Annotated in this window: 34 protein-coding genes and 1 pseudogene; 26 read left to right on the top strand and 9 right to left on the bottom strand. The window is 54.5% G+C overall.

Features of this window, described 5'->3' with window-relative positions; all coding sequences use genetic code 11:
- Window positions 1-194: 194 nt before the first annotated feature.
- The 21 genes and pseudogenes from ENGE1_RS18465 to ENGE1_RS18380 all read left to right on the top strand — a co-directional run bounded on the left by ENGE1_RS18465 (window position 195) and on the right by ENGE1_RS18380 (window position 13,125).
- Window positions 195-377 (top strand): hypothetical protein, encoded by a 183-nt coding sequence (locus tag ENGE1_RS18465; RefSeq protein WP_043082458.1) that lies wholly within the window; start codon window positions 195-197, stop codon window positions 375-377.
- A gap of 155 nt (window positions 378-532) precedes the next feature.
- Window positions 533-736 (top strand): tail protein X, encoded by a 204-nt coding sequence (locus ENGE1_RS18460; protein ID WP_048253276.1) that lies wholly within the window; start codon window positions 533-535, stop codon window positions 734-736.
- Window positions 727-933 carry a phage holin family protein gene (locus ENGE1_RS18455; RefSeq protein WP_043082456.1) on the top strand — a complete coding sequence of 69 codons (207 nt, stop codon included), beginning with the start codon at window positions 727-729 and terminating at the stop codon, window positions 931-933. Before ENGE1_RS18460 ends, ENGE1_RS18455 begins: the two co-directional genes overlap by 10 nt.
- Window positions 930-1,439: a lysozyme gene (locus ENGE1_RS18450; RefSeq protein ID WP_048253277.1), complete on the top strand. Its 510-nt coding sequence runs from the start codon at window positions 930-932 to the stop codon at window positions 1,437-1,439. The genes ENGE1_RS18455 and ENGE1_RS18450 overlap by 4 nt, the downstream gene beginning before the upstream one ends.
- Window positions 1,436-1,783: pseudogene (locus ENGE1_RS29250) on the top strand (Rz-like lysis system protein LysB); the annotation flags it as partial. The gene ENGE1_RS18450 and the pseudogene ENGE1_RS29250, both read left to right, overlap by 4 nt.
- Window positions 1,704-1,973: an Rz1-like lysis system protein LysC gene (lysC, locus tag ENGE1_RS29075; protein WP_218016959.1), complete on the top strand. Its 270-nt coding sequence runs from the start codon at window positions 1,704-1,706 to the stop codon at window positions 1,971-1,973. The pseudogene ENGE1_RS29250 and the gene lysC, both read left to right, overlap by 80 nt.
- On the top strand, window positions 1,957-2,424 hold the full coding sequence (locus ENGE1_RS18435; protein ID WP_048253280.1) for a phage tail protein: 468 nt from the start codon (window positions 1,957-1,959) through the stop codon (window positions 2,422-2,424). The genes lysC and ENGE1_RS18435 overlap by 17 nt, the downstream gene beginning before the upstream one ends.
- 77 nt (window positions 2,425-2,501) lie before the next feature.
- Window positions 2,502-3,137 carry a phage baseplate assembly protein V gene (locus tag ENGE1_RS18430; protein ID WP_048253281.1) on the top strand — a complete coding sequence of 212 codons (636 nt, stop codon included), beginning with the start codon at window positions 2,502-2,504 and terminating at the stop codon, window positions 3,135-3,137.
- A complete protein-coding gene (locus tag ENGE1_RS18425; protein WP_043082450.1) occupies window positions 3,134-3,481 on the top strand; it encodes a GPW/gp25 family protein in 348 nt (115 codons plus the stop codon). The genes ENGE1_RS18430 and ENGE1_RS18425 overlap by 4 nt, the downstream gene beginning before the upstream one ends.
- Before the next feature lie 3 nt (window positions 3,482-3,484).
- Window positions 3,485-4,393, top strand: coding sequence for a baseplate assembly protein (locus ENGE1_RS18420; RefSeq protein WP_048253282.1), 909 nt, complete (start codon window positions 3,485-3,487; stop codon window positions 4,391-4,393).
- Window positions 4,386-4,916: a phage tail protein I gene (locus tag ENGE1_RS18415; RefSeq protein WP_048253417.1), complete on the top strand. Its 531-nt coding sequence runs from the start codon at window positions 4,386-4,388 to the stop codon at window positions 4,914-4,916. The genes ENGE1_RS18420 and ENGE1_RS18415 overlap by 8 nt, the downstream gene beginning before the upstream one ends.
- An 11-nt stretch (window positions 4,917-4,927) precedes the next feature.
- Window positions 4,928-6,619, top strand: coding sequence for a phage tail protein (locus ENGE1_RS28070; RefSeq protein ID WP_080964548.1), 1,692 nt, complete (start codon window positions 4,928-4,930; stop codon window positions 6,617-6,619).
- 12 nt (window positions 6,620-6,631) lie between these two features.
- Window positions 6,632-7,048 carry a tail fiber assembly protein gene (locus ENGE1_RS27150; RefSeq protein WP_072065271.1) on the top strand — a complete coding sequence of 139 codons (417 nt, stop codon included), beginning with the start codon at window positions 6,632-6,634 and terminating at the stop codon, window positions 7,046-7,048.
- Window positions 7,049-7,359: 311 nt separating this feature from the next.
- Window positions 7,360-8,550 carry a phage tail sheath protein gene (locus ENGE1_RS18410; RefSeq protein WP_048253283.1) on the top strand — a complete coding sequence of 397 codons (1,191 nt, stop codon included), beginning with the start codon at window positions 7,360-7,362 and terminating at the stop codon, window positions 8,548-8,550.
- 12 nt (window positions 8,551-8,562) lie between these two features.
- Window positions 8,563-9,081 (top strand): phage major tail tube protein, encoded by a 519-nt coding sequence (locus ENGE1_RS18405; protein ID WP_043082447.1) that lies wholly within the window; start codon window positions 8,563-8,565, stop codon window positions 9,079-9,081.
- Between the two features lie 58 nt (window positions 9,082-9,139).
- Window positions 9,140-9,421, top strand: coding sequence for a phage tail assembly protein (locus tag ENGE1_RS18400; RefSeq protein WP_048253284.1), 282 nt, complete (start codon window positions 9,140-9,142; stop codon window positions 9,419-9,421).
- Between the two features lie 32 nt (window positions 9,422-9,453).
- Window positions 9,454-9,573, top strand: coding sequence for a GpE family phage tail protein (locus ENGE1_RS27145; RefSeq protein WP_072065272.1), 120 nt, complete (start codon window positions 9,454-9,456; stop codon window positions 9,571-9,573).
- Complete coding sequence (locus ENGE1_RS18395) at window positions 9,566-11,215, top strand: phage tail tape measure protein (RefSeq protein WP_053075571.1); 1,650 nt, start codon at window positions 9,566-9,568, stop codon at window positions 11,213-11,215. Before ENGE1_RS27145 ends, ENGE1_RS18395 begins: the two co-directional genes overlap by 8 nt.
- Before the next feature lie 19 nt (window positions 11,216-11,234).
- On the top strand, window positions 11,235-11,684 hold the full coding sequence (locus ENGE1_RS18390) for a phage tail protein (RefSeq protein WP_053075572.1): 450 nt from the start codon (window positions 11,235-11,237) through the stop codon (window positions 11,682-11,684).
- Window positions 11,684-12,850 carry a contractile injection system protein, VgrG/Pvc8 family gene (locus ENGE1_RS18385; RefSeq protein ID WP_053075573.1) on the top strand — a complete coding sequence of 389 codons (1,167 nt, stop codon included), beginning with the start codon at window positions 11,684-11,686 and terminating at the stop codon, window positions 12,848-12,850. Before ENGE1_RS18390 ends, ENGE1_RS18385 begins: the two co-directional genes overlap by 1 nt.
- Before the next feature lie 86 nt (window positions 12,851-12,936).
- Window positions 12,937-13,125, top strand: coding sequence for an ogr/Delta-like zinc finger family protein (locus tag ENGE1_RS18380; protein WP_048253285.1), 189 nt, complete (start codon window positions 12,937-12,939; stop codon window positions 13,123-13,125).
- Window positions 13,126-13,177: 52 nt separating this feature from the next.
- Here ENGE1_RS18380 and ENGE1_RS18375 read toward each other — a convergent pair whose 3' ends face one another.
- The 6 genes from ENGE1_RS18375 to ffh form a co-directional block, all read right to left on the bottom strand.
- Window positions 13,178-13,675 carry an SHOCT domain-containing protein gene (locus tag ENGE1_RS18375; protein ID WP_043082441.1) on the bottom strand — a complete coding sequence of 166 codons (498 nt, stop codon included), beginning with the start codon at window positions 13,673-13,675 and terminating at the stop codon, window positions 13,178-13,180.
- A gap of 201 nt (window positions 13,676-13,876) precedes the next feature.
- On the bottom strand, window positions 13,877-14,224 hold the full coding sequence (gene rplS, locus ENGE1_RS18370; RefSeq protein ID WP_043086447.1) for a 50S ribosomal protein L19: 348 nt from the start codon (window positions 14,222-14,224) through the stop codon (window positions 13,877-13,879).
- A gap of 41 nt (window positions 14,225-14,265) precedes the next feature.
- Window positions 14,266-15,033, bottom strand: a complete 768-nt coding sequence (gene trmD / locus ENGE1_RS18365; protein ID WP_043082440.1) for a tRNA (guanosine(37)-N1)-methyltransferase TrmD — start codon at window positions 15,031-15,033, stop codon at window positions 14,266-14,268.
- Between the two features lie 30 nt (window positions 15,034-15,063).
- Window positions 15,064-15,612: a ribosome maturation factor RimM gene (rimM, locus tag ENGE1_RS18360; protein ID WP_043086446.1), complete on the bottom strand. Its 549-nt coding sequence runs from the start codon at window positions 15,610-15,612 to the stop codon at window positions 15,064-15,066.
- Between the two features lie 18 nt (window positions 15,613-15,630).
- Entirely contained in the window at window positions 15,631-15,879 is a 249-nt protein-coding gene (gene rpsP / locus ENGE1_RS27140) for a 30S ribosomal protein S16 (RefSeq protein ID WP_071883345.1), read from the bottom strand.
- Window positions 15,880-16,037: 158 nt separating this feature from the next.
- A complete protein-coding gene (gene ffh / locus ENGE1_RS18355; protein ID WP_043082439.1) occupies window positions 16,038-17,399 on the bottom strand; it encodes a signal recognition particle protein in 1,362 nt (453 codons plus the stop codon).
- 165 nt (window positions 17,400-17,564) lie between these two features.
- Between ffh and ENGE1_RS18350 the strand changes: the two genes are divergently transcribed.
- Window positions 17,565-18,356 carry a cytochrome C assembly family protein gene (locus tag ENGE1_RS18350; protein ID WP_043082438.1) on the top strand — a complete coding sequence of 264 codons (792 nt, stop codon included), beginning with the start codon at window positions 17,565-17,567 and terminating at the stop codon, window positions 18,354-18,356.
- 15 nt (window positions 18,357-18,371) lie between these two features.
- On the top strand, window positions 18,372-19,658 hold the full coding sequence (locus ENGE1_RS18345) for an HlyC/CorC family transporter (RefSeq protein ID WP_064360667.1): 1,287 nt from the start codon (window positions 18,372-18,374) through the stop codon (window positions 19,656-19,658).
- 38 nt (window positions 19,659-19,696) lie between these two features.
- Here the strand turns inward: ENGE1_RS18345 and grpE are convergent, their stop codons facing one another.
- Window positions 19,697-20,290, bottom strand: coding sequence for a nucleotide exchange factor GrpE (grpE, locus tag ENGE1_RS18340; RefSeq protein ID WP_048253288.1), 594 nt, complete (start codon window positions 20,288-20,290; stop codon window positions 19,697-19,699).
- A 123-nt stretch (window positions 20,291-20,413) separates the two neighbouring features.
- Between grpE and nadK the strand changes: the two genes are divergently transcribed.
- From nadK to bamE, 3 genes are all read left to right on the top strand, one after another.
- Window positions 20,414-21,292 carry an NAD(+) kinase gene (gene nadK, locus ENGE1_RS18335; protein WP_043082435.1) on the top strand — a complete coding sequence of 293 codons (879 nt, stop codon included), beginning with the start codon at window positions 20,414-20,416 and terminating at the stop codon, window positions 21,290-21,292.
- Window positions 21,293-21,377: 85 nt separating this feature from the next.
- Window positions 21,378-23,039, top strand: a complete 1,662-nt coding sequence (recN, locus tag ENGE1_RS18330; RefSeq protein WP_048253289.1) for a DNA repair protein RecN — start codon at window positions 21,378-21,380, stop codon at window positions 23,037-23,039.
- A gap of 148 nt (window positions 23,040-23,187) precedes the next feature.
- Entirely contained in the window at window positions 23,188-23,532 is a 345-nt protein-coding gene (gene bamE / locus ENGE1_RS18325; protein WP_043082433.1) for an outer membrane protein assembly factor BamE, read from the top strand.
- Window positions 23,533-23,577: 45 nt separating this feature from the next.
- Here the strand turns inward: bamE and ENGE1_RS18320 are convergent, their stop codons facing one another.
- The gene (locus ENGE1_RS18320) at window positions 23,578-23,865 is read right to left on the bottom strand and encodes an RnfH family protein (RefSeq protein WP_043082432.1); all 288 of its coding nucleotides are present in this window, start codon (window positions 23,863-23,865) and stop codon (window positions 23,578-23,580) included.
- Window positions 23,855-24,292, bottom strand: coding sequence for a type II toxin-antitoxin system RatA family toxin (locus tag ENGE1_RS18315; protein WP_043082431.1), 438 nt, complete (start codon window positions 24,290-24,292; stop codon window positions 23,855-23,857). Before ENGE1_RS18315 ends, ENGE1_RS18320 begins: the two co-directional genes overlap by 11 nt.
- Window positions 24,293-24,429 lie beyond the last annotated feature (137 nt).

The raw sequence follows: 24,429 nt of genomic DNA, 5'->3' as shown, positions 1-24,429 counted from the left end.
GATTTCGTGGCTCAATGGCTGGCCTGTCAACACCCCTGTCAACGCTTCGCCCCATACCTCGCGGTATGCAACGCATGACTCGGGGACCTTGTGGATTGCTGGTCCTTCAATGGTCGGGGACTTTCACCCCTTGATCTCTACCGGTCTCCCGGCGCACACTGTATAAATATACAGTAACCGTATAGGAGAGATTCATGGTTGGGGAACAGGTCAACCGGACGCAGTACAGATGGGCGTGCGTGCAATTTATCGCAGAGGTTTCTCTGCTAGCCAACTGCAAGCCTACGGATCTCAAGCTCGCCTTAAGCCTGATTGCCGATCTGGCGAACAGTGAAAATAGCGAACCTGACGACACGCTGTTTTACAAAGCGGAATGAAAAGGAGCTAACGTCAAAACCTCGTCAGTATAAAGCACTGAACTCCCCTGGCGCTGTTGTGCCAGGGATGACCCGCCCCGCATCAATGGCCCTTCTCCCTCTTCCCGAAGACACTATCTGCATACCCTTTTCTCACCCACAGCGAGGCTAAACAGATGCAGGTAATCGCACAACAGGGGGACACCCTCGATGTTATTTGCGTTCGTTACTACGGACGCAGCGCCGGCGTTTTTGAAACAGTGCTTGCCGCCAATCCGGGCCTGGCCGACGCCGGTCCGCTTATTCCTTACGGCACCGCCGTCGAGCTTCCGCAGGTGCAGAGCGCGCCGACCGCCGAGAGCATCAACCTATGGGATTGAGCGTCGACAAAATCAGCACTTTCCTTACCTACTGGCTATCGATGCTGCTGGCCTTTTTTGGCGTACAGACGGCGGAAAAGCTGGCCCTGCTGACGGGCAGCCTGTGCGCCATCTTCACTGCGCTGGTCAACTTCTGGTATCGCCATAAAACCTGGCGCTACCTGGCCGAGCTGCGCGACAAAAAGGAGAGGCGATGAACAAAGTAGCCACCCGCTGCGCGGCAGCGGCCGTGCTGGCACTCGCCGCGCTGGTCCCGGACTATCACCGGCTCCACACCTCGCCGGAGGGGCTGGCTCTGCTGGCCGATCTTGAGGGATGCCGGCTGCGCCCCTACCGCTGCAGCGCCGGCGTATGGACATCGGGCATCGGCCACACGGCGGGTGTCGTGCCGCACAGGACCATTAACGAGCGCGAGGCAGCTGTCAACCTGGTGGCTGACGTGATTCAGGTTGAACAGCGCCTGAAGCGCTGTATTCCTGTACAGATGCCGCAGCCTGTCTACGACGCGCTGGTCAGCTTCACCTTTAACGTTGGCGCAGGCGCCGCCTGCCGCTCGACGCTGACGGCCCTGCTCAATGCCCGCCAGTGGCGCCAGGCCTGCGAGCAGCTGCCGCGCTGGGTGTATATCAACGGCGTAAAAAGCCCCGGTCTCGAAAAACGGCGCCAGCGCGAACGCGCCCGGTGCCTGCAGGGGGCGTCATGAGGATCGCTATTGTCCTGCTGCTCGCCGCCACTCTGGCCCTGCTGTTTACCCGGATTGAAAACAACAGGCTCAGGCGCGATCTGAAGGAAGCCAGCCAGCTGGCGGGCGCGCAGAAGCTCAATCTCGATCGGCTAAACGCCGAGCGTGCCGCCCTCGACGACAGGCTAAAACGCAGCGATGCCCTCCAGCAGGCGTGGCGGCAAAAACTCAACGCGGCGGCGGACGCCTCCGCGCGCCGGGAACAGACGATTGCGAGGCTACTTAATGAAAATAGCGACGCGCGCCGCTGGTACGGCAGCGCTCTTCCTGATGCTGTGCGCCGGATGCACCAGCGCCCCGCCTGCGCCTCCGCCGGTCGCTGTCTACAACCGCTGCCCGCCGGTGACGCTCTGCCCGATGCCGGCAAGCAGCCCGACCACTAACGGCGACCTGAGCGCCGACATTCGCCAGCTTGAGCAGGCGCTCGCGCGCTGCGCTATCCAGATTGAAATGATCAAACACTGCCAGGAGCAAGACCATGATGAAACCCGCTAGCCTTCGCGACGCGCTGCTTAAAGCCGTCCCTGCGGTTGCCGCCAATCCCGACATGCTGACCGTAAGCGTAACCGGCGGCACCGTCGTGACGACCGCAGCCACCTCGCTTTCCTATGAGAAGCAGTATCCCCTCACCCTGCGGCTGGAGGGATTTAAGGAGGATATCAATACGCTGCTGGTGCCGGTCATCGCGTGGCTGCGCGATAACCAGCCGGACATTATGACCCGCGGCGAGGAGCAAAAAAGCGGCTTCAGCTGGCGTGCCGAAAGCAGCGAAGAGGGCGGCCAGAACCTCACCCTGACCCTGCAGCTCACCGAGCGCACCCTGGTCACCGAAAGTGACGGAGCGCTTTACGCCACCGATTTACCCGAACCGCTGCCTGAGCCACCGGTCACCCGGCCCAAAGAGCTGTACGTGCACGGCGAACTGGTGAGCCGCTGGGCGGAATAACTGCCCCGACTGTTGTGTAGCCGACCGGCGAATGGCATCTGATTGCGACGACAACCCCTCAACGGCATCCTTCTCCTATGAATATATACGACAACATTTACGACCTTAGCCGCCTGATGCGCAACGTTATCCGCATCGGCGTCATCAGCGAAATTGACCTGCAGCGCGGCCGCTGCCGGGTGCAGAGCGGCGGCCTGCTGACCGACTGGCTCCCGTGGCTGACCCAGCGGGCGGGAAAAGCCCGCAGCTGGTGGGCACCCTCCATCGGCGAGCAGGTGCTGCTGCTGGCCATCGGCGGCGAGCTGGATACGGCATTTATCCTGCCGGGTATCTTCTCTGATGACGCCCCGGCGCCGTCGGCCTCCGCAAACGCGCACCGCATCGTCTTTCCCGACGGCGCCGTTTTTGAATACGAGCCGGAGACCGGCGCGCTCGCGGTATCAGGTATTAAAACCGCGCAGATCGCCGCCTCCGAATCCGTCACGGTGACGGTCCCACAGGTCACCGTCAACGCCAGCAGCCGCATCACGCTGGACGCGCCCGAGGTGGTCTGCACCCACAAGCTAATCACTGCCACGCTGGAGGTTCAGCAGGGCGGTACGATGCAGGGGAACATAACCCACGAAGGCGGCGCGCTGTCGTCCAACGGTAAGGTCCTGCACACCCACCTCCATCCGGGCGACAGCGGCGGCAAAACAGGAGCACCACTATGAGCATTCGCTATCTCGGCATGAACCGCAGCAGCGGCCGTTCACTGACCGACACGGATCATATCCGACAGAGCCTCAGCGACATTTTACGCACGCCGGTGGGGTCGCGGGTGATGCGCCGCCAGTATGGCTCGCTGCTGTCGGCAATGATTGACCAGCCGCAAACCCCCGCGCTGGAGCTACAGATCATGGTCGCCTGCTATATGGCCGTTCTCCAGTGGGAGCCGCGCGTCCAGCTCAGCGCCGTAACAACAGAACGTCAGTTTAACGGCCAGATGGTCGTCAATCTCGAAGGCGAGCTGCGCAGCAGCGGCGAATCCCTTTCATTAACCCTTTCAGTGAGTTAAATCATGCCGATTATTGACCTGAGCCAGCTGCCCTCCCCCGATGTGGTCGAGGAGCTGGACTATGAAAACATTCTTGCCGAACGTAAAGCCCGGCTCATCTCTCTGCTGCCGGAGGACCAGCAGGAGGCGGTAAGCCGCACGCTGGCGCTGGAGTCTGAGCCTCTGACCAAGTTTCTGGAAGAGAACGCCTATCGCGAAGTCCTGCTGCGCCAGCGGGTTAACGAAGCCGCCCGGGCGGTGATGCTGGCCTATGCGCAGGGAAGCGATCTCGATGTGATGGCGGCCAACAACAATACCGAACGGCTGACTATCGCGCCGGGCGACGATACCACCATTCCGCCTACGCCGCCGGTGATGGAGTCCGATACGGATCTTCGCCTGCGGGCACAGCAGGCGTTTGAAAGTCTGAGCGTAGCCGGGCCAACAGGCTCCTATGAATATCATGGCCGTAGCGCTGATGGTCGAGTAGCAGACATATCTGTCATTAGCCCTGAGCCCGCCAATATTACGATAAGCGTACTGGCACGCGACGGCGATGGTACCGCCAGCAAAGAGCTACTGAATATCGTCGAGAAGGCGCTCAATGAAGAAAATGTTCGCCCCGTGGCTGATCGGGTAACAGTACAAAGCGCAAAAATAGTGCCGTACACAATTGATGCCACTCTCTACTTCTATCCCGGTCCGGAAGCAGAACCGATCCGTAAAACAGCAGAGGCTCAGCTGAAAGCCTATATCAATTCGCAGCACCGACTTGGCCGAGATATCCGCAAATCAGCAATCTATGCCGCACTGCATGTAGAGGGAGTTCAACGCGTAGAACTGACGGCCCCGGAAAAGGATATCGTGCTGGATAGTTCACAGGCATCCTGGTGTACCGACTACAAGATAGCGAATGGGGGCTCGGATGAGTGAATCTCGCCTCTTACCCGTTGGGTCGTCATCATTAGAGATAGCTGCTACTCAAGCGGCTGCCGGGATAGAAACGATCCCGGTTCCCTTACGCCAGCTGTGGGATCCGCAAACATGCCCTGACGAACTTTTACCCTGGCTTGCATGGGCGTTCTCCGTTGACCGGTGGGATGAAAACTGGCCAACAGAAACGAAGCGTGAAGTGATCCGTAATGCGTTTTTTATCCATAGCCACAAAGGCACTATTGGAGCAATTAGACGTGTTGTTGAACCTTTAGGTTATCTGCTCAAAGTTACAGAGTGGTGGGAAACTGACGATCCTGCGGGCACATTTCGTCTTGATATCGGCGTCCTCGACACTGGCATTAGTGAAGAGATGTATCAGGAGATGGAGCGGGTTATTGCTGATGCTAAACCTGCAAGCAGACATTTAATTGGTCTTAATATTATCCAGGATGTCACCGGTTTCTTATACACCGGTGCCCTGAATTACGACGGTAACATCATCACTGTTTACCCAGGTTAAGTGAGATAAATATGGCAACGAAATTTAGAACAATTGTAACTAAAGCCGGTGCAGAAAAGTTTGCTGCAGCGCTAACTTCCGGTGGCAAGAAAGTCAATATTACTGAGATGGCCGTTGGCGATGGTAATGGCAAACTACCTGAACCCGATGCCAATCAAACAAAGCTGGTGAAGGAAGTCTGGCGCCATGCTTTGAATAAAATCAGTCAGGATAATCAGCATAAAAACTACGTTATCGCAGAACTGATCATTCCACCTGAAACGGGAGGGTTCTGGATGCGAGAAATGGGGATTTATGATGATGCAGGAACCCTACTGGCTGTCGGAAACATGGCTGAAAGCTACAAACCAAAGCTTGAAGAGGGCTCAGGCCGGGCGCAAACAGTGCGCATGGTTATTATGCTTTCAGATATTGCTTCTGTCGATCTCACAATTGACTCAACCACTGTGATGGCTTCTCAGGATTATGTTGATGACAAAATTGCAGAGCATGAAAAGTCACGACGTCATCCGGATGCAACGCTTAAGGAGAAAGGGTTTACTCAACTGAGCAGTGCTACAGATAGTGATTCGGAATCGTTGGCTGCTACGCCCAAGGCCGTAAAGGCCGTAAATACTAATGCTAATGGAAGAGTACCCTCTACGCGTAAAATCAACGGACACCCTCTGTCTACTGACATTACTTTATCGCCAGATGATTTAGGCGCCTTTCCCATTAAAATTCGGGGACAGATTAAAGATGGAATGACTATGGCCGCAGCAAATCAATCAGGCTGGTGGCAGGTTGCCGTAACAAAAAGTGATACCATCTCAGACTTTCCGAAAAACAAAAATGGTGATGCTTTATATGCCTTTGGATTTTTATTTGTTAAAATAGAGGGAGACACTTGGCTTCAACACTATTATTCACATCATGGTGAAATTGCATATCGGCAAAACTGGACAAAAGGCCCTTCAACTGAGGTATCCTGGGTCATTGATTATAACTCAGCTAATATTCCCACCGCCACTGATGTAGGAGCAGTGAGCAAAGCCGGTGACACAATGACCGGCAAGCTAAACTTGCCACAAACATCATCCTTTGGTGTTAATACTGAAAATATTTTGTCCGGAAGCTCAATTACTCTTGGAGATAATGATACTGGTATTCAACAAGAGGAAGATGGAGCCTTTTATCTAGTCGCTAATGGAATTAAAATTACAGAGATTCATCCTGAATGGATTACCGTACACGGTGATATTCACTCTACAAATGCAGTTTATTCTGGAAATGCTTATATGACTACTGACGGAAACATTTGGGGAACCAGATGGAATCCCTCCGGACAGTGGCTATGGGATGCAATTCAAGTAAATCTTACTGCCAGAGATAATGATATCAATAATAGAGCCACATGGGATTATGTAAACGGAACATTCTCCAAAGTATCAACTGCTGGGATGGGATGGCCCGGTTGGTGGAAATGCGCAAGCACCGGTTTAATTATTCAGTTTGGAAGCGTTGGAACAGGAGACGATCTTCGAGTTAATTTCCCAATCGGTTTTCCAAACGCCTGCGCTGCAGTATGTTTAAGCCAGAACAATTCTTATCATGGTGCAGATAGCACATCAAACATTAGTGCTACCGGAAGAGACCAATGGGGTTTTACTGCCCATGTCTACAAAGAAGAAATTGGCGCCGACTGGATTGCTATTGGCTGGTAAGGAGAGATAATAATGGGTTATTTTTATAGTAAAAAAACTGGTGGATTTTATCATGACTCAATGCGACATGATTATACACAATGGCCTGATAATGCAGTTCAAATTACTGATGAAGAGCACAGGAAATTATTATCAGGTCAATCCAAAGGAAAAATCATAACATATGATAACCATGGTTATCCAGTTCTATCAGATCCTCCAGCACCTTCTCAGGAAAATCTGATAGAAAAAGCAAGGAAAATGAAAAATCAACTAATGGCTGAAGTTAACTCAATCATATTGCCCTTACAGGATGCAATGGATCTTGATATTGCAACAGATGGTGAAAGAGAACAGTTGCTAACATGGAAAAAGTATAGGGTTCTTCTGAATCGAGTGAATATTAGTACAACACCGAACATCAACTGGCCGACTAAACCAAACATTTAACAGCGCTCATCATTAAGACACCTCAAAACTATGATGCCCGATGATTTCTATCGGGCGTTATTCCATATAAAATAAATTATGCGCATTCCTGCCATCCAGATCATACATGCAGCATTCCCTACTAATTAATGGTTATATAAAAATAATTTCAATATCCCCCCATCTTTTTTAACTCATTTCATTGAAGTCATTAAAATTAATAAGATAAATACCCCCCTACGTTGTGCCATCTCTCCCCCAACCCCAACAAATAGCCCAACCCGCAAAAAAAAGGAAAATAGCACTCACCCCAACACCACGGAGTAAATTGGATGAGTGACTACCACCACGGCGTACAGGTTGTCGAAGTTAACGACGGCACCCGCGTCATTTCAACTGTATCAACCGCCGTTATCGGCATGGTCTGTACCGGCAGCGACGCCGATGCAGAAATGTTTCCCCTCAACGTACCGGTCCTGATCACCAACGTGCAGAGCGCGATCGGTAAAGCGGGCACCAAGGGCACCCTCGCCCCTTCTCTGCAGGCTATTGCCGACCAGGCGAAACCCGTTACCGTCGTGGTTCGCGTCGAAGAAGGTAAAGGTGATGACGAAGAAGCGGCGAAGGCCCAGACCATCTCGAACATCATCGGCACTACCGATGCCAGCGGCAACTATACCGGCATGAAGGCCCTGCTCAGTGCAGAAGCCGTCACCGGCGTTAAGCCGCGCATCCTCGGCGTACCGGGGCTCGATAGCCAGGAAGTGGCGACGGCGCTGGCCGCCATTTGCCAGCAGCTGCGCGCCTTCGGCTATATTGGCGGCTGGGAATGTAAAACCGTTTCCGACGCCATCGACTACCGCAAAAACTTCAGCCAGCGCGAACTGATGCTGATTTGGCCGGATTTCCTGAGCTGGGACACGGTTAACAACACCAGCAGCCAGGCTTATGCTACCGCTCGTGCGATGGGCCTGCGCGCCTACATCGATCAGACCGTCGGCTGGCACAAAACCCTGTCCAACGTCGGCGTCAACGGCGTAACCGGCATGACCGCCTCGGTCTTCTGGGATCTGCAGGCGTCCGGTACCGATGCCGATCTGCTGAACGAAGCGGGCGTAACGACCCTCGTGCGCAAAGATGGCTTCCGCTTCTGGGGCAACCGCACCTGTGCCGATGACCCGCTATTCCAGTTTGAAAACTACACCCGCACCGCGCAGATCGTGGCCGACACCATGGCCGAAGGCCACATGTGGGCGGTCGATAAGCCGGTTACTGCCACGCTTATCCGCGACATTATCGACGGTATTAACGCTAAGTTCCGCGAGCTGAAAACCAACGGCTACATCATCGACGCCAGTTGCTGGTTCGATGAGGACGCGAACGATGCGGAGACCCTGAAGGCCGGCAAGCTGTATATCGACTACGACTATACCCCGGTTCCGCCTCTGGAAAATCTGACCCTGCGCCAGCGCATCACCGATAAGTACCTGGCGAACCTGGCCTCTTCGGTCAACAGCAAATAAGGAACCTGATCCATGGCAATGCCGCGTAAATTGAAATTAATGAACGTGTTCCTCAATGGTTACAGCTACCAGGGGGTCGCAAAATCCATCACGCTGCCGAAGCTCACCCGCAAAATTGAGAACTACCGCGGGGCCGGCATGAACGGCAGCGCGCCGATTGATATGGGTCTCGATGACGATGCCCTGTCCATGGAGTGGTCCCTCGGCGGTTTCCCGGACTCCGTCATCTGGGAGATGTACGCCGCCACCAGCATCGACGGCGTGCCGATCCGCTTCGCCGGCTCCTACCAGCGCGACGACACCGGCGATACCAGCGCTGTTGAAGTCGTGATGCGCGGCCGCCAGAAAGAGATCGATACCGGCGAAAACAAGCCGGGTGAAGACACCGAGGCGAAAATCTCAGTGGTCTGCACCTACTTCAAGCTGACCATCGACGGCAAAGAGCTGGTGGAGATCGACACCGTCAACATGATCGAGAAGATCAACGGCGTTGACCGTCTCGAACAGCACCGCCGCAACATCGGACTGTAATCTGTTCCCGGCCAGCATAGCTGCTGGCCGGCTCGTCAATAATAAGCACAGGAAATATATGAACACAATCACAGGCCATACCGTCACTCTGGAAACCCCACTTAAACGCGGTGAACAGTTCATTGATTCAATTACACTCATCAAACCCACTGCAGGGGCCCTGCGCGGCGTCAGTCTCGCCGCCCTCGCGGGTTCTGAGGTCGATGCACTTATTAAAGTCCTGCCCCGAATTACGTCACCGTCTCTGACTGAGCAGGAAATCGCTACTCTCGATCTTCCCGATCTAATCGCGCTGGCAGGTGAGGTGGTCGGTTTTTTGTCGCCGACGTCGGCGCAGTAACGTTTCCGGACAATCTATCAGCCGATGATCTGATGGCGGATATTGCCGTGATTTTCCACTGGCCACCTTCCGCCCTATATCCCATGAGGCTCTCCGAGCTCATAGCCTGGCGCGAAAAAGCGCTACAACGAAGCGGGCAAACCAATGAGTAACATCACAACACTCCAGGCGCTGCTTAAGGCGGCTGATTTGATAAAACGGCCGTTTAAAACATTTCAGATGACAAGTCAGTCACTGGAAAACAGCGTTGACTCTAGCCAGCAGAAGCTGGCCTCTTTACAAGCTCAGGCCGGTCAAATCGAAAAACTACTGGTCACACAGCGCGAACTTATTAAGACGCAAAAAGCGATGAATATGGCAAAAGCGAATGCCAGGGAACGAGCAATCGCAGTTAATACTACGTCGCAACCATCCCGACAGCAGATTGTCGCCATGAATACTTCCCGCAGCAATGTTCGGAATTTAGCGGATAAGTATACAGATTTACAACTTTCACTTCAGCGCCAGAACTTACAGCTGAAAGCTGCAGGCATTAATACACAACATCTGGCAGAAAGTGAACTGCAGCTACAGAAATCAATTACGCATACATCAGCAGATCTTGAGCAACAGCAGGAAAAATTAAAGCGTTTCACATCCTTGAAGCAAAAGATTAGCACAGTGAAAGATCAATACCAGCAGCGCACTGCGCTTGCCGCAGCCGTGAAATCACGAGGTGAACGGGGATTCGCTTTTGCGAATACGATCATTGCCCCCAGAGCTGCCGCGAATGCCAAAAATAGCGCCTCGGTAAATCCGGCAGCAATTCCCGCTAATCAAATAGATTCTCCCATAGCCACCGTACCTAACGCGGGGAATCTGGATGACGATATCGCTAAATTAGTTGCTGCAAAAGAAAAGCTGAGCACCGACTGGCTTGCACCTCAAGCCGATTCCTTGCGCCAACTGGTGCAAACCGCGACAGAGTCTTTGTTAAAACTTGATAGTTGGGTCATAAAGAATCAGGAGCTGGTGCAGATATTCAGCAACATAGCAGCCGCAGCGACCATTGTCGCCAGCGTCATTGGCGTAATTGGAACCGTTACAGCCCCGGTAATCACCGCAATTAATATGATTATGACCACAGCTTCGCTTCTGGTACCTATTTTTGAAGATGTTGCGCTGGCAATAGGCACACTTTCATGGCCCGTTGTTGCCGTCGTCGCGGCCATAACAGGAGCAGCTCTACTTATCCGTCAATACTGGGAACCGTTAAGCACTTTTTTCAAGGGAGTTTTTGAACCGTTAAAACCACTTTTTAACTGGTTAGATGAACGATTACAAAGTATCTCCGGCTGGTTTAGCAATCTGATTACTCCAGTAAAATCCTCCCAGCAAACACTTGATGCATTTCGGGACAGTGGAGAAAAACTTGGAAAAATACTGGCCGATTCAATGACTCAATCTTTGATGGCAATCAGACGCGTAAAAGATGCATTTAGCTCAGTGCTTGAGTACCTGCATCTGAAAGATAAGACGTCGAAAACCGCGGATACCCTGCCAGTAAGTGATAATAATGCTTACGTGGACAATTTCTATTTGCAGAAAGAGATTGTTCCTCTCAGCACCAGCGCATATCAGCCGGTAATCCCGCAAGCCAGTCGGACGATTACAGATCGGAGCACTCAGAATATTACTCTTCAGATAACAGCAGAGCAGGCCAGCGCAGAGGATATTGCCTCACACATTCGTACCCAGCTTGAACGATTTCAGAGTGAAAAATACTCTAACCATCTGACATCACTCGTCTATTAAAGCCCAGGAGAAACCTCTTATGATGCTAGCTCTCGGTTTTTTCGTTTTCGAACGCCGGACATTGCCCTATCAAACATTTAAGCATGATGCCAGTTACAGCTGGAACTCTAATAGCCGTATAGGAACCCGTGATGCTTATCAGTATCTTGGCCAGGGTCAAGAGAAAATCAATCTCACCGGAGATCTATACCCGGAAATCACCGGTGGTAAGGTAACGCTAGCGCTGCTGCGCCAGATGGCTGAACTCGGTCTTAGCTGGCCACTATTAGATGGTAATGGCACCATTTATGGCATGTTTGTGATTAGCAATGTAACTGAAACTGGCTCTGAACTGTTACCGGACGGTAGCCCCCGTAAAATTAGCTTCACAGTTGAGCTTATTCGTGTTGATGAGCAACTGGCGGTTACTGCAAAAAATGCGGGTACCCAACTCAGTGAATTAGTTTCAAATATGACGGGAGCGAGCTGATGTCGAACGCAATTATTGATACCATAAATGGCAATATTAACGTTGCAACCAGTGTAGTGAGACAGACACTGGATGGCTTGGCCGGAACGGCCATGCCAGATTTCGTTATCTATTTAGGCGGTGAAGATATTAGCACTTACTTTAAGCAGCGGCTTATAAGTCTTAGTCTTATTGATAATCGCAGCTTTAATGCTGATAGCTTGAATATTAAGCTCTCCGATACTGATAACACACTGTTCTTTCCGGAAACAAGCAAACTAATAGCAGTTTATCTTGGCTGGAAAGGCAGTATTCTGGAATATAAAGGCTCCTATAAGATAGATTGGATAAACTACAGCGGTGTTCCTGATAATATGGAGATACAAGCCTGCAGCGCAGATCTACATGGTAATCTCAATACCAAAAAGGATTACTCCTGGCACGACACGACCATTGAAGACATTGTTCATACAATCGCAGAAAAAAGTGGTCTTTTTTATAACGTAGCGCCCGGGTTAAAGAATATTTCCGTATCCCATATCGATCAGTCACAGGAATCTGACGTCGCCTTCCTTACCCGACTAGCTATTCGAAACGGTGCAGAGTTTTCAATCAAAAATAGAACAATGCTTTTTCTAAAAGTAGGAACAGGTACAACTACAAGCGGCAAGGCCATTTCACCGATTACTATTTTGCGCTCTGACTGTAAAAACTACTCATTTAAAAGTGCAAATCGTTTTAATTATACAGGCGTTACTGCCCAATGGCTGGACACCAGGACGCCTTTACAACAGAGTAAGCAGGTTATCCTGTTGCAGAAAAAGAACTTACATCAAAACACCAGTACTCCCCCCAAAGCAGCTAACAATGAGTATCTCATTGGAAAAAAAGATAATATTCTGGCTTTAAAAACGCTTTATGCAAGCCAGGAGCAAGCTGAACGGGCGGCGAAAGATGCCTGGGAAAAATGTCAGAGGGAAACTTATACTTGTAAACTCACTCTGGCAAAAGGACGTGCCGATCTCTACCCCGAAACACCGGTTATGCTGAAGGTATTCGGACAGGAAATAATGAACCAGCAAGACTGGATTATAACAAAAGCCACGCACAATCTGGACAGCACGGGATTCACCACAACACTTGAGCTGGAGATAAAAGTGGCGGACGCCATAGGGATTGTTGAATAAAAGGGAGCAAACTCAAATCTAAACTTGCATTTGCAAGTTAAAGGCGTAATATTCCCCCTACACACCACGCAAAGGGGGAACTCACCATGATGCATTGCCCGATCTGCCAGAAACCGGCCCACGCCCGCTCCAGCCGCTACCTGAGCGCAGAAACCAAAGAGCGCTACCACCAGTGCCAGAATATCCAGTGCGGCTGCACCTTTGTCACCCACGAGAGCCTGGCGCGCTATATCGTTAAGCCGGCGCCGGTGGTGGTGAGTCAGGCCAACGCCTGAAAAGACAAAAACCTGCATTTGCAGGTTTTTTATTTCGCATTTGAATAAAATATTAAATAAGTTCCAGTAATTTTCTTTTTTTGATCTGAAACTCCTCGTCAGAAATGATCCCCGCCTCTTTAAGTTCCGATAACTTTCGGAGCTGCTCATAAGGATCGTCCGCTGTCGCTTCACATACCGGGGCGATATGAGCATTGAGCCCGCGTCCAACCTCGATAGCGTCAACGAGCGACAGTTCTGAATCTTTACTGAACGTTTTGAACTCAAGGTCATCATGGGCAGTGTGAATTCTTATCACCCTGTGACCAAGCGTGGATTTTCTTTCAATAGAGGTGATCGCATTTAACGGTATAGTTTCAATCACCTCACCAAAAAAACCTTTTCGGTAAAAGGCAACCCTGACGCCGGTGACAATTAATACACCGTTGTACTGCTTATCCCTGCCCTGCCCCATCATTTTACCGATGTAGCCTTCACCCCAGGTGAAGATTGATTCACCGGCGGTCAGATGGCAGGCAGTAAATTTATTAACATGCTTATTTTTTTTCACTTTTAACACCTTTTATGTAGCGTGTTATTTACAAATCGTAAGATCGATATCATCGGCTGAAGCCTTTCAAAATGAACCAATCCGCTAATCAGCTTCTGATACCGTCGTCTAAGACGACCGCAGCAACGAAAAAAAAAAGGGGCTAGCTTATCGCTAACCCCTTTTTCATTGCACGCTTTGGATGCCGCGTGAAATGCGTTCTTAGTTAAGACGCTCTTTGATACGAGCAGCCTTACCAGTACGCTCACGCAGGTAGTACAGTTTAGCTTGACGAACGGCACCACGACGTTTAACAGCAATGCTGTCGACAACCGGAGAGTGAGTCTGGAAAACACGCTCTACGCCTTCGCCGTTGGAAATTTTGCGAACAGTGAATGCAGAATGCAGACCGCGGTTACGGATAGCGATAACCACGCCCTCGAATGCCTGCAGACGTTTTTTGGAACCTTCAACAACCCATACTTTCACTTCCACGGTATCGCCCGGACGGAAGGAAGGTACGTCCTGCTTCATCTGCTCTTGTTCGATTTGTTTAATAATGTTGCTCATAATTTAATCTCTTATCCTGGGTAAACTGATATATCGGGGGCTTACGCCATCCCATCATGTTTATGTTGCTGTTGTGCGTGTTCCGCTTTGAACTCCGCCAGCAACCTTGCTTGCTCTTCAGTCAGAGCCAGGTTTTCCAGAAGTTCAGGTCTTCTCAGCCAGGTGCGGCCCAGCGACTGCTTCAGACGCCAGCGGCGTATCTCTGCATGGTTGCCAGACAGCAGTACTGCCGGAACCTCCATGCCCTCTAACACTTCAGGGCGGGTATAGTGTGGACAGTCCAGAAATCCTTCAGCAAAGGAATCTTCCGTTGCCGATGCTTCGTGGCCCAGTACGCCCGGAATGAACCGGGAAACCGAGTCAATCAGCGTCATTGCCGGTAACTCACCACCGCTGAGTACGTAATCGCCGATAGACCACTCTTCGTCAATCTCGGTCTGAATTACGCGCTCGTCTATCCCTTCGTAGCGGCCACAGACCAGAATCAGCTTCTGATTTGTCGCCAGCTCGCTCACGCCCGCTTGATCAAGCTTGCGTCCCTGAGGTGACAGATAGATCACCTTCGCGCCTTCGCCAGCCGCAGCTTTTGCTGCATGAATCGCATCCCGCAGGGGCTGCACCATCATTAGCATCCCCGGTCCGCCGCCGTAAGGACGTTCGTCCACGGTACGGTGCCGGTCATGAGCGAAATCGCGCGGACTCCAGCTCTCGATGCTCAGCAGGCCATTTTTTACTGCCCGGCCAGTTACCCCGTAGTCGGTAATCGCGCGGAACATTTCAGGAAACAGGCTGATTATGCCAATCCACATAGCGCCGTCTTTTACCGTTAATCCGGAGATTTAAAAACCAGGATCCCAATCTACTTCAATGGTTTGAGTAGTGAGATCGACTTTCTTGATAACCTGCCCATCGAGGAACGGGACCAGCCGCTCCTTGATACCAAACGCATCTTTCAGGTTTGCCTTAATGACCAGAACGTCATTGGACCCGGTTTCCATCATGTCGACGACTTTACCGAGGTCATAGCCTTCAGTGGTCACTACCTGGCAGCCCATCAGGTCTTTCCAGTAGTAGTCACCCTCTTCAAGCTGAGGCAGTTGCGTAGAATCAACGACAATTTCGCAATTGGTCAGCAGATTCGCGGCATCCCGATCGTCAACGCCCTTGAGCTTGATGATCAGATCCTGATTGTGGTGGCGCCAGCTTTCCAGCTCGACCTCCTGCCACTGACCCGCCTTCTGGATAAACCAGGGCTGATAGTCAAAAATGCTTTCGGCGTCTTCGGTGGAGGAAAACACTCTGAGCCAACCACGGATGCCGTAGCAAGAGCCCATTTTGCCGAGAACAATCGGTTCAACGGGTGCTTTCGCGGCGAGTTGCTTGCTCATCATGACCACCGTGACAGATTAAGCTGCTTTGTTAGCGGCTTTGATCAGCGCTGCAACGCGATCGGATACAGTAGCGCCCTGGCCAACCCAGTGAGCGATACGATCCAGATCGAGACGAGTTTCTTCTTCGCTGGCAGCAGCGATCGGGTTGAAGAAACCAACGCGCTCGATGAAGCGGCCGTTGCGTGCATTGCGGCTGTCAGCAACGACAACCTGGTAGAACGGACGCTTTTTCGCGCCGTGACGTGCTAAACGAATAGTTACCATAACATCCTCTTGTGTGAATAAAACAACCGGGCTCCATCGAGGAACGGAGCCCGGTGTCATATTAAAAGCCCGAAAATTTTACTCATTTCGGCGCAAAAAGCAATCTCTAAAGCACTCAGCGCCCCAATCGACAAGGCCGCTGGCTGCGCGAGGAGCGATTACCTGCCCGGGAAGCCCGGCGGCATCATCCCCTTCATCCCGCGCATCATCTTCGCCATGCCGCCCTTCTTCATTTTCTTCATCATGCGCTGCATGTCGTCGAATTGCTTGAGCAGGCGGTTAACGTCCTGCACCTGCATCCCGCAGCCGGCGGCGATGCGGCGCTTGCGGGAGCCTTTGATGATCTCCGGCTTGGCGCGCTCTTTGAGGGTCATCGAGTTGATGATCGCCTCCATGCGCACCAGCACTTTGTCATCCATCTGCGCTTTAACGTTGTCCGGGATCTGGCCCATGCCCGGCAGCTTGCCCATCAGGCTGGCCATGCCGCCCATGTTCTTCATCTGGCGCAGCTGTTCGAGGAAGTCGGTCAGGTCGAAGCCGTCGCCCTTCTTCAGCTTGCTGGCGAGCTTCTCGGCCTGGGCGCGGTCAACTTTGCTCTCGATATCTTCGATAAGCGACAGCACGTCGCCCATGCCGAGGATACGCGAGGCGATGCGGTCCGGATGGAACGGCTCCAGGGCCTCGGTTTTCTCGCCGACGCCGAGGAACTTAATCGGCTTGCCGGTGATGTGGCGAATAGAGAGCGCCGCACCGCCGCGGGCGTCGCCGTCCACTTTGGTGAGCACCACGCCGGTGAGCGGCAGCGCTTCGTTAAAGGCTTTCGCCGTGTTGGCCGCATCCTGACCGGTCATGGCGTCAACCACGAACAGGGTCTCGACCGGATTGATGGCCGCGTGAACCTGCTTGATCTCGTCCATCATCGCTTCATCGACGTGCAGGCGGCCGGCGGTATCCACCAGCAGCACGTCGTAGAACTTCAGCTTCGCCTCTTTCAGCGCCGCGTTAACGATGTCCACCGGCTTCTGCGCCACGTCGGACGGGAAGAAGTCGACGCCGACCTGCTGGGCCAGGGTTTCCAGCTGCTTGATCGCCGCCGGGCGGTAGACGTCCGCCGAAACGACCAGCACTTTCTTCTTGTGCTTCTCGCGCAGGAACTTGCCGAGCTTGCCGACGCTGGTGGTTTTACCGGCGCCCTGCAGGCCCGCCATCAGCACGACGGCCGGCGGCTGGGCCGCCAGGTTGAGGCTCTGGTTCTCTTCGCCCATCGCCGCAACCAGCTCGTTGCGCACAATTTTGACGAACTCCTGACCGGGGGTCAGGCTCTTGTTCACTTCGTGCCCCACCGCGCTCTCTTTCACGCGGCTGATGAAGTCGCGCACTACCGGCAGGGCAACGTCGGCCTCCAGCAGCGCCATGCGCACTTCGCGCAGGGTATCTTTAATGTTGTCTTCAGTAAGGCGTCCGCGGCCGCTGATGTTGCGCAGCGTACGCGACAAACGATCGGTTAAATTATCAAACATTGTCTCTCGCCTGAGGTGGAAACGGTTGGCCGCATGAGCGACTCATAGACAGAAATTTGCCGGAGTATAACACGACCGGAGCCCGGATGTGATGCAACGGTTGGAGCGCGGGTCGCGTAACGGTATACTGTTTCTCTTTCATCTCACGCCTATGTCGACATCTATATGCCTGTTTTTGCTCTGCTCGCCCTTGTTGGCTACTCCGTCAGCCTGGCGCTGATTATTCCCGGCCTGCTGCAAAAAAATAGCGGCTGGCGGCGCATGGCGATTATTTCGGCGGTTATCGCGCTCATATGCCACGCCTTTGCCCTGCAGGCGCGCATTTTCCCCGGCGACGGTCTGGGGCAAAATCTGAGCCTGCTGAACATCAGTTCGCTGGTGAGCCTTATCATCTGTACGGTGATGACCATCGTCGCTTCGCGCAACCGCGGCTGGCTGCTGCTGCCCATCGTCTATACGTTTGCGCTGATAAACCTCGCCTTCGCCACCTTTATGCCCAATGCGTTTATCACCCATCTGGAAACCACGCCGGGGATGCTGGTGCATATCGGCCTGTCCCTTTTCGCCTACGCGACGCTGATTATTGCCGCCCTCTACGCGCTGCAGCTGGCGTGGATCGACTATCAGTTGAAAAACAAAAGACTGACCTTCAGCAGCGAACTGCCGCCGCTGATGAGCATTGAGCGTAAAATGTTTCACATTACCCAGGTCGGCGTGGTGCTGCTCACCCTCACGCTGTGCACCGGGCTGTTCTATCTGCATAACCTGTTCAGCGTGGAAAATCTCGACAAGGCGGTGCTGTCGATCCTCGCCTGGTTTGTCTACATTGTTCTGCTGTGGGGCCACTATCATGAAGGCTGGCGCGGCCGCCGCGTCGTCTGGTTCAATATGGCCGGCGCCGGGCTGCTGACGCTGGCCTATTTCGGCAGCCGCGTTCTGCAGCAGTTTGTTAGCTAATATAAGGGAATTCCGTTGGAACACATCTCAACCACCACGCTCATCATTACCCTGATCGTGATGGTGCTCGTCTCCGCTTACTTCTCCGGTTCAGAAACCGGCATGATGACGCTCAACCGCTACCGGCTGCGCCACATGGCCAAGCAGGGAAACAAGGCCGCGAAGCGCGTGGAAAAGCTGCTGCGCAAGCCCGATCGCCTGATAAGCCTGGTGCTGATCGGCAATAACCTCGTCAACATCCTCGCCTCGGCGCTGGGCACCATCGTCGGCATGCGCCTCTACGGCGACGCGGGCGTGGCCATCGCCACCGGTATCCTCACCTTCGTGGTGCTGGTATTCGCCGAAGTGCTGCCGAAAACCATCGCCGCCCTCTATCCGGAGAAGGTCGCCTACCCCAGCAGCTTCCTGCTGGCGCCGCTGCAGATCCTGATGATGCCGCTGGTGTGGCTGCTCAATACCATCACCCGCCTCCTGATGTGCATGATGGGCATTAAGGCCGATACCGCTATCAGCTCGGCGCTGAGCAAGGACGAGCTGCGCACCATCGTCAACGAGTCCCGCTCGCAGATTTCGCGCCGCAACCAGGACATGCTGCTGTCGGTGCTGGACCTGGAGAAAGTGAGCGTCAACGACATCATGGTGCCGCGCAACGAAATCGTCGGCATCGACATCAACGACGACTGGAAGGCTATCGTCCGCCAGCTGACCCACTCCCCGCACGGGCGCATTGTGCTCTACCGCGACTCGCTGGACGACGCCATCAGCATGCTGCGCGTGCGCGAGGCCTATCGCCTGATGACCGAGAAAAAGGAGTTCACCAAAGAGGTAATGCTGCGGGCGGCGGATGAGATCTACTTCGTCCCGGAAGGCACCCCGCTCAGCGTTCAGCTGGTGAAGTTTCAGCGCAATAAGAAGAAAGTGGGCCTAGTGGTGGACGAATACGGCGATATTCAGGGCCTGGTAACGGTTGAGGATATTCTGGAAGAGATTGTCGGCGACTTCACCACCTCAATGTCGCCGACGCTTGCCGAGGAGGTCACCCCGCAGAACGACGGCTCGGTGATCATCGACGGCAGCGCCAACGTGCGCGAGCTGAACAAAGCCTTCAACTGGCACCTGCCGGAAGATGAAGCCCGCACGGTGAACGGCATGATTCTGGAAGCGATTGAGGAGATCCCGGCGCCGGAGACCCGCGTGCGCATCGGGCAGTACGACATCGATATTCTCGACGTGCAGGATAATATGATTAAGCAGGTAAAAGTGGTGCCGGTGAAGCCGCTGCGCGAAAGCATCAAGGAGTGATCCTCTCCCCGCGGGGAGAGGACGAAAAGCGAAGCGGCTTAGCCCTTCGCTTTGGCGACAGAGACCATCGCCGCGCGGATAGTGCGGCCGTTCAGGGTGTAGCCCTTCTGCATCACCATCAGCACGTTACCCGGCGCAACCTCGTCGGATTCCACCATCGCAATCGCCTGATGGACGTTCGGATCCATCGGCACGTTGATGTCGCCGACCACTTCCACGCCATACTTGCGCACCACGTCGAGCATCGACTTCAGGGTCAGCTCAATGCCTTCCACCATCGGCGCCATCTCGGCGTTGTTTTTGTCCGCCACTTCAAGGGCGCGATCGAGGCTGTCGATCACCGGCAGCAGGTCGTTGACGAACTTCTCCAGCGCAAACTTGTGCGCCTTCTCAACGTCCTGCTCGGTGCGGCGGCGCAGGTTTTCCATCTCGGCCTTGGCGCGCAGCAGGCTGTCGCGCTCGCGGGTTTCGGCTTCGGCAAGCTGCTTTTCCAGGTTAGCAATGGTTTCATCGCGCGGATCCACCTGCTCAGCAGCGTCCAGCGGCTCAACCGCCTCGACGTCGTCCTGCTGCTCCCTGATAATTTCTTCCGGGGCTTGCCCCTCAGGCGTTTTCTGTTCTTTACTACTCATGAATTTCTCCGCGTTTTTTCGTATTTATCTCGCTGACTTCGCTTATTATGGGGATCGCTTCGCGCGTTTCAAGGGAAGCTGGCATATTGTCATCATTTCATACGGCTCAAGGACCCCCAGACAATGAACAATCATTTCAAGTGCATCGGTATCGTCGGGCATCCACGCCATCCCACGGCGCTCACCACGCATGAAATGCTCTGGCGCTGGCTGTGCTCCAAAGGCTACAACGTGATGGTTGAACAGCAGATCGCCCGCGAGCTCCAGCTGCAGAACGCCATCACCGGCACGCTGGCGGAGATTGGCCAGCAGGCGGACCTGGCGGTGGTGGTGGGCGGCGATGGCAATATGCTCGGCGCGGCCCGCACGCTGGCCCGCTATGACATCAAAGTGATTGGCATTAACCGCGGCAATCTCGGCTTTCTGACCGACCTTGACCCGGACAACGCCCAGCAGCAGCTGGCCGACGTGCTTGAGGGACATTATATCACCGAGCAGCGCTTCCTGCTGGAGGCCCAGGTGTGCCAGCAGGACTGCCAGAAACGCATCAGCACGGCGATTAACGAGGTGGTGCTGCACCCCGGCAAGGTCGCGCACATGATTGAGTTCGAAGTCTATATCGACGAAATTTTCGCCTTCTCCCAGCGCTCAGACGGCCTGATTATCTCCACGCCGACCGGCTCCACCGCCTACTCGCTCTCCGCCGGCGGCCCGATCCTGACGCCCTCGCTGGACGCCATCACCCTGGTGCCGATGTTTCCGCACACCCTGACCGCCCGCCCGCTGGTGATCAACAGCAGCAGCACTATCCGCCTGCGCTTCGCCCATCCGCGCAACGACCTGGAGATCAGCTGCGACAGTCAGATAGCGCTGCCGATTCAGGAAGGTGAGGATGTACTGATCCGCCGCTGCGACTATCACCTCAACCTTATCCACCCAAAAGATTACAACTATTTCAATACGTTGAGCTCCAAGCTGGGTTGGTCGAAAAAATTGTTCTGATTGTGAATTTGCCTCTTTACTGTATAAAAAACCAGTCTATACTGTACGAAAACACAGTTATGGTTTTTCATACAGGAAGACGGCTATGCTGGCACAACTGACCATCAGCAATTTTGCAATCGTACGCGAGCTTGAAATCGATTTTCACGGCGGCATGACGGCAATCACCGGTGAAACCGGCGCAGGCAAATCTATCGCCATTGATGCGCTCGGGCTGTGCCTCGGCAACCGCGCGGAGGGCGATATCGTCCGCGCCGGCGCCAACCGCGCCGACCTGTGCGCCCGCTTCAACCTGAAAGACACCCCCGCCGCCGTGCGCTGGCTGGAAGCCAACCAGCTGGAAGACGGGCGTGAGTGTTTACTTCGCCGGGTCATCAGCAGCGACGGCCGCTCCCGCGGCTTTATCAACGGCACCGCCGTGCCCGTCTCTCAGCTGCGGGAGCTGGGCCAGCTGCTGATCCAGATCCACGGCCAGCACGCGCACCAGCTGCTGGTAAAGTCCGAGCACCAGAAGACCCTGCTCGACGGCTACATCGGTGAGCAGGCGCTCACTCAGCAGATGGCTGAACGCTACGGCCAGTGGCACCAGAGCTGCCGCGCCCTCGCCCATCACCAGCAGCAGAGCCAGGAGCGCGCGGCCCGCGCCGAGCTGCTGCAGTATCAGCTGAAAGAGCTGAATGAATTCCAGCCGCAGCCCGGCGAATTCGAACAGATTGACGAGGAGTACAAGCGCCTCGCCAACAGCGGCCAGCTGCTGAGCACCAGCCAGAGCGCCCTTACCCTGCTGGCGGACGGCGAAGACAATAACCTGCAGAGCCAGCTCTATACCGCCCGCCAGCTGCTTAGCGAGCTGGCCGGCATGGACGGCAAACTCTCCGGCGTGCTCGACATGCTGGAAGAGGCCGCCATTCAGCTGAGCGAAGCCAGCGACGAACTGCGGCACTACTGCGATCGCCTCGACCTCGATCCTAACCGCCTGTTCGAGCTGGAGCAGCGCATCGCCCGCCAGATCTCGCTGGCGCGCAAGCACCACATCCGCCCGGAAGAGCTGCCCGCCTTCCACCAGGCGATGCTTGACGAACAGCAGCAGCTCGACGATCAGGCCGACTCGCAGGAGACGCTCAGCCTCGCCGTGCACAAGCATCACCAGCAGGCGCTGGAAACCGCCCGCCAGCTGCACACCCTGCGCCAGTCGGGCGCCGACGAGCTGGCCGGGCTTATCACCGAGAGTATGCACTCACTTTCGATGCCCCACGGCCTGTTTACGATTGACGTCGGCTTTGATGAGTCGCACCTGACCGCCGACGGCGCCGACCGCATCGAGTTCCGCGTGACCACTAACCCCGGCCAGCCGCTGCAGCCTATCGCCAAAGTTGCCTCCGGCGGCGAGCTGTCGCGCATTGCGCTGGCGATTCAGGTGATCACTGCCCGCAAGATGGAAACCCCGGCGCTGATTTTCGATGAAGTGGATGTCGGCATCAGCGGCCCGACCGCCGCGGTGGTCGGCCAGCTGCTGCGCCAGCTCGGCGATTCCACTCAGGTGATGTGCGTCACCCACCTGCCGCAGGTCGCCGGCTGCGGCCATCACCACTTCTTCGTCAGCAAAGAAACCGACGGCGCGATGACCGAAACCCGTATGCAGCCGCTGGATAAACGCGCGCGGCTGCAGGAGCTGGCCCGCCTGCTCGGCGGCAACGAAGTGACCCGCAACACCCTGGCGAATGCCAAAGAGTTGCTGGCGGCGTAAACTTTTTCAGGATCTGACGGTCTGAGTTTTCAGCAAAAAATCGATGGCAGACTGACGACAAGGTTTAATTGTGGAGAAAGGTCTATTATCATCGGCATATTATAAATGAGCCGTGAACTGCTCAGGCCCGAAAAGGAATGAAATCACTATGCGCTGTAAAATGCTGACTGCTGCCGCAGCGGTTCTACTGATGTTGACCGCAGGTTGCTCCACTCTGGAACGCGTGGTTTACCGACCTGACATCAACCAGGGTAACTACCTGACCCCGACCGACGTGGCTAAAATCCGCGTGGGTATGACGCAACAGCAGGTGGCCTATGCGCTGGGCACGCCGATGATGTCCGATCCGTTCGGCAGCAACACCTGGTTCTACGTTTTCCGCCAGCAGCCGGGCCATGAGAAGGTGACCCAGCAGACGCTGACCCTGACCTTCAACGGCAGCGGCGTGCTGACCAATATCGACAACAAGCCTGCCCTGACCGGCGATCAGTAATTGCCGCAGGCCGATTGTTAAAAAAGCGCTCAGTGAGCGCTTTTTTTATTTTGCGGCCTTCTCCGCCCGCTGCCGGCGCAGCGCCTTCGGATCGGCGATCAGCGGCCGGTAGATCTCAACCCTGTCGCCGTCGTGCACTTCGTCCTGCAGCTTAACCGGGCGGCTCCAGATCCCCACCTTGTTTTTGCTCAGATCGATATCGGTGCGCAGCCGGGTCAGGCCGCTGGCGATAATCGCCTGCTCGACCGTGGCCCCCTCTTCGAGCCTGACCTGCTGCAGGTACTGCTTCTGCGGCAGGGCATAGACCACCTCAACGCTGATATTAGCCGGCACTGTACACCACCTTCGCGCGGTTGGTGAACGCCTGCACCATATTAAGGGCCAGCTCTTTGAAGATGCGGCCAAACGCCAGCTCGATAAGCTTATTGGTGAACTCAAAGTCCAGCTGGAACTCTATCTTGCAGGCGTCGCTGCTGAGCGGCGTAAAGGTCCAGCCGCCGACCAGCGACTTGAACGGCCCGTCCACCAGATTCATCAGAATGCGCTGATTACTGGTCAGCGTATTACGGGTGGTAAAGGTCTTACTGATCCCCGCTTTAGAGACATCCACGGCGGCGGTCATCTGCGTCGGCCCCGACTCCAGTACGCGGCTGCCGGTGCATCCCGGCAGAAAGGCGGGATAGGATTTTACGTCGTTGACGAGTTGATACATCTGCTCCGCGCTATAGGGAACCAGCGCTGTACGGCTAATCTGGGGCATGGCAATTTCCGGTCTAATACACGGCGTGAATAATATCATTTATACCCTGCGAAAAAAAACGCCGCGCCGCAACTCGTGCTAAGATAGCCCATTGCGCCTCGCGGGACAGCTTGAGGCAGGATACCGTAAAGATGACT

It is taken from the genome of Pluralibacter gergoviae ATCC 33028 = NBRC 105706, from assembly GCF_001598855.1.
Lineage (GTDB): Bacteria > Pseudomonadota > Gammaproteobacteria > Enterobacterales > Enterobacteriaceae > Pluralibacter > Pluralibacter gergoviae.
Note: the sequence above shows the minus strand (reverse complement) of the source record. Positions and strands in the feature narration are given on the sequence as shown.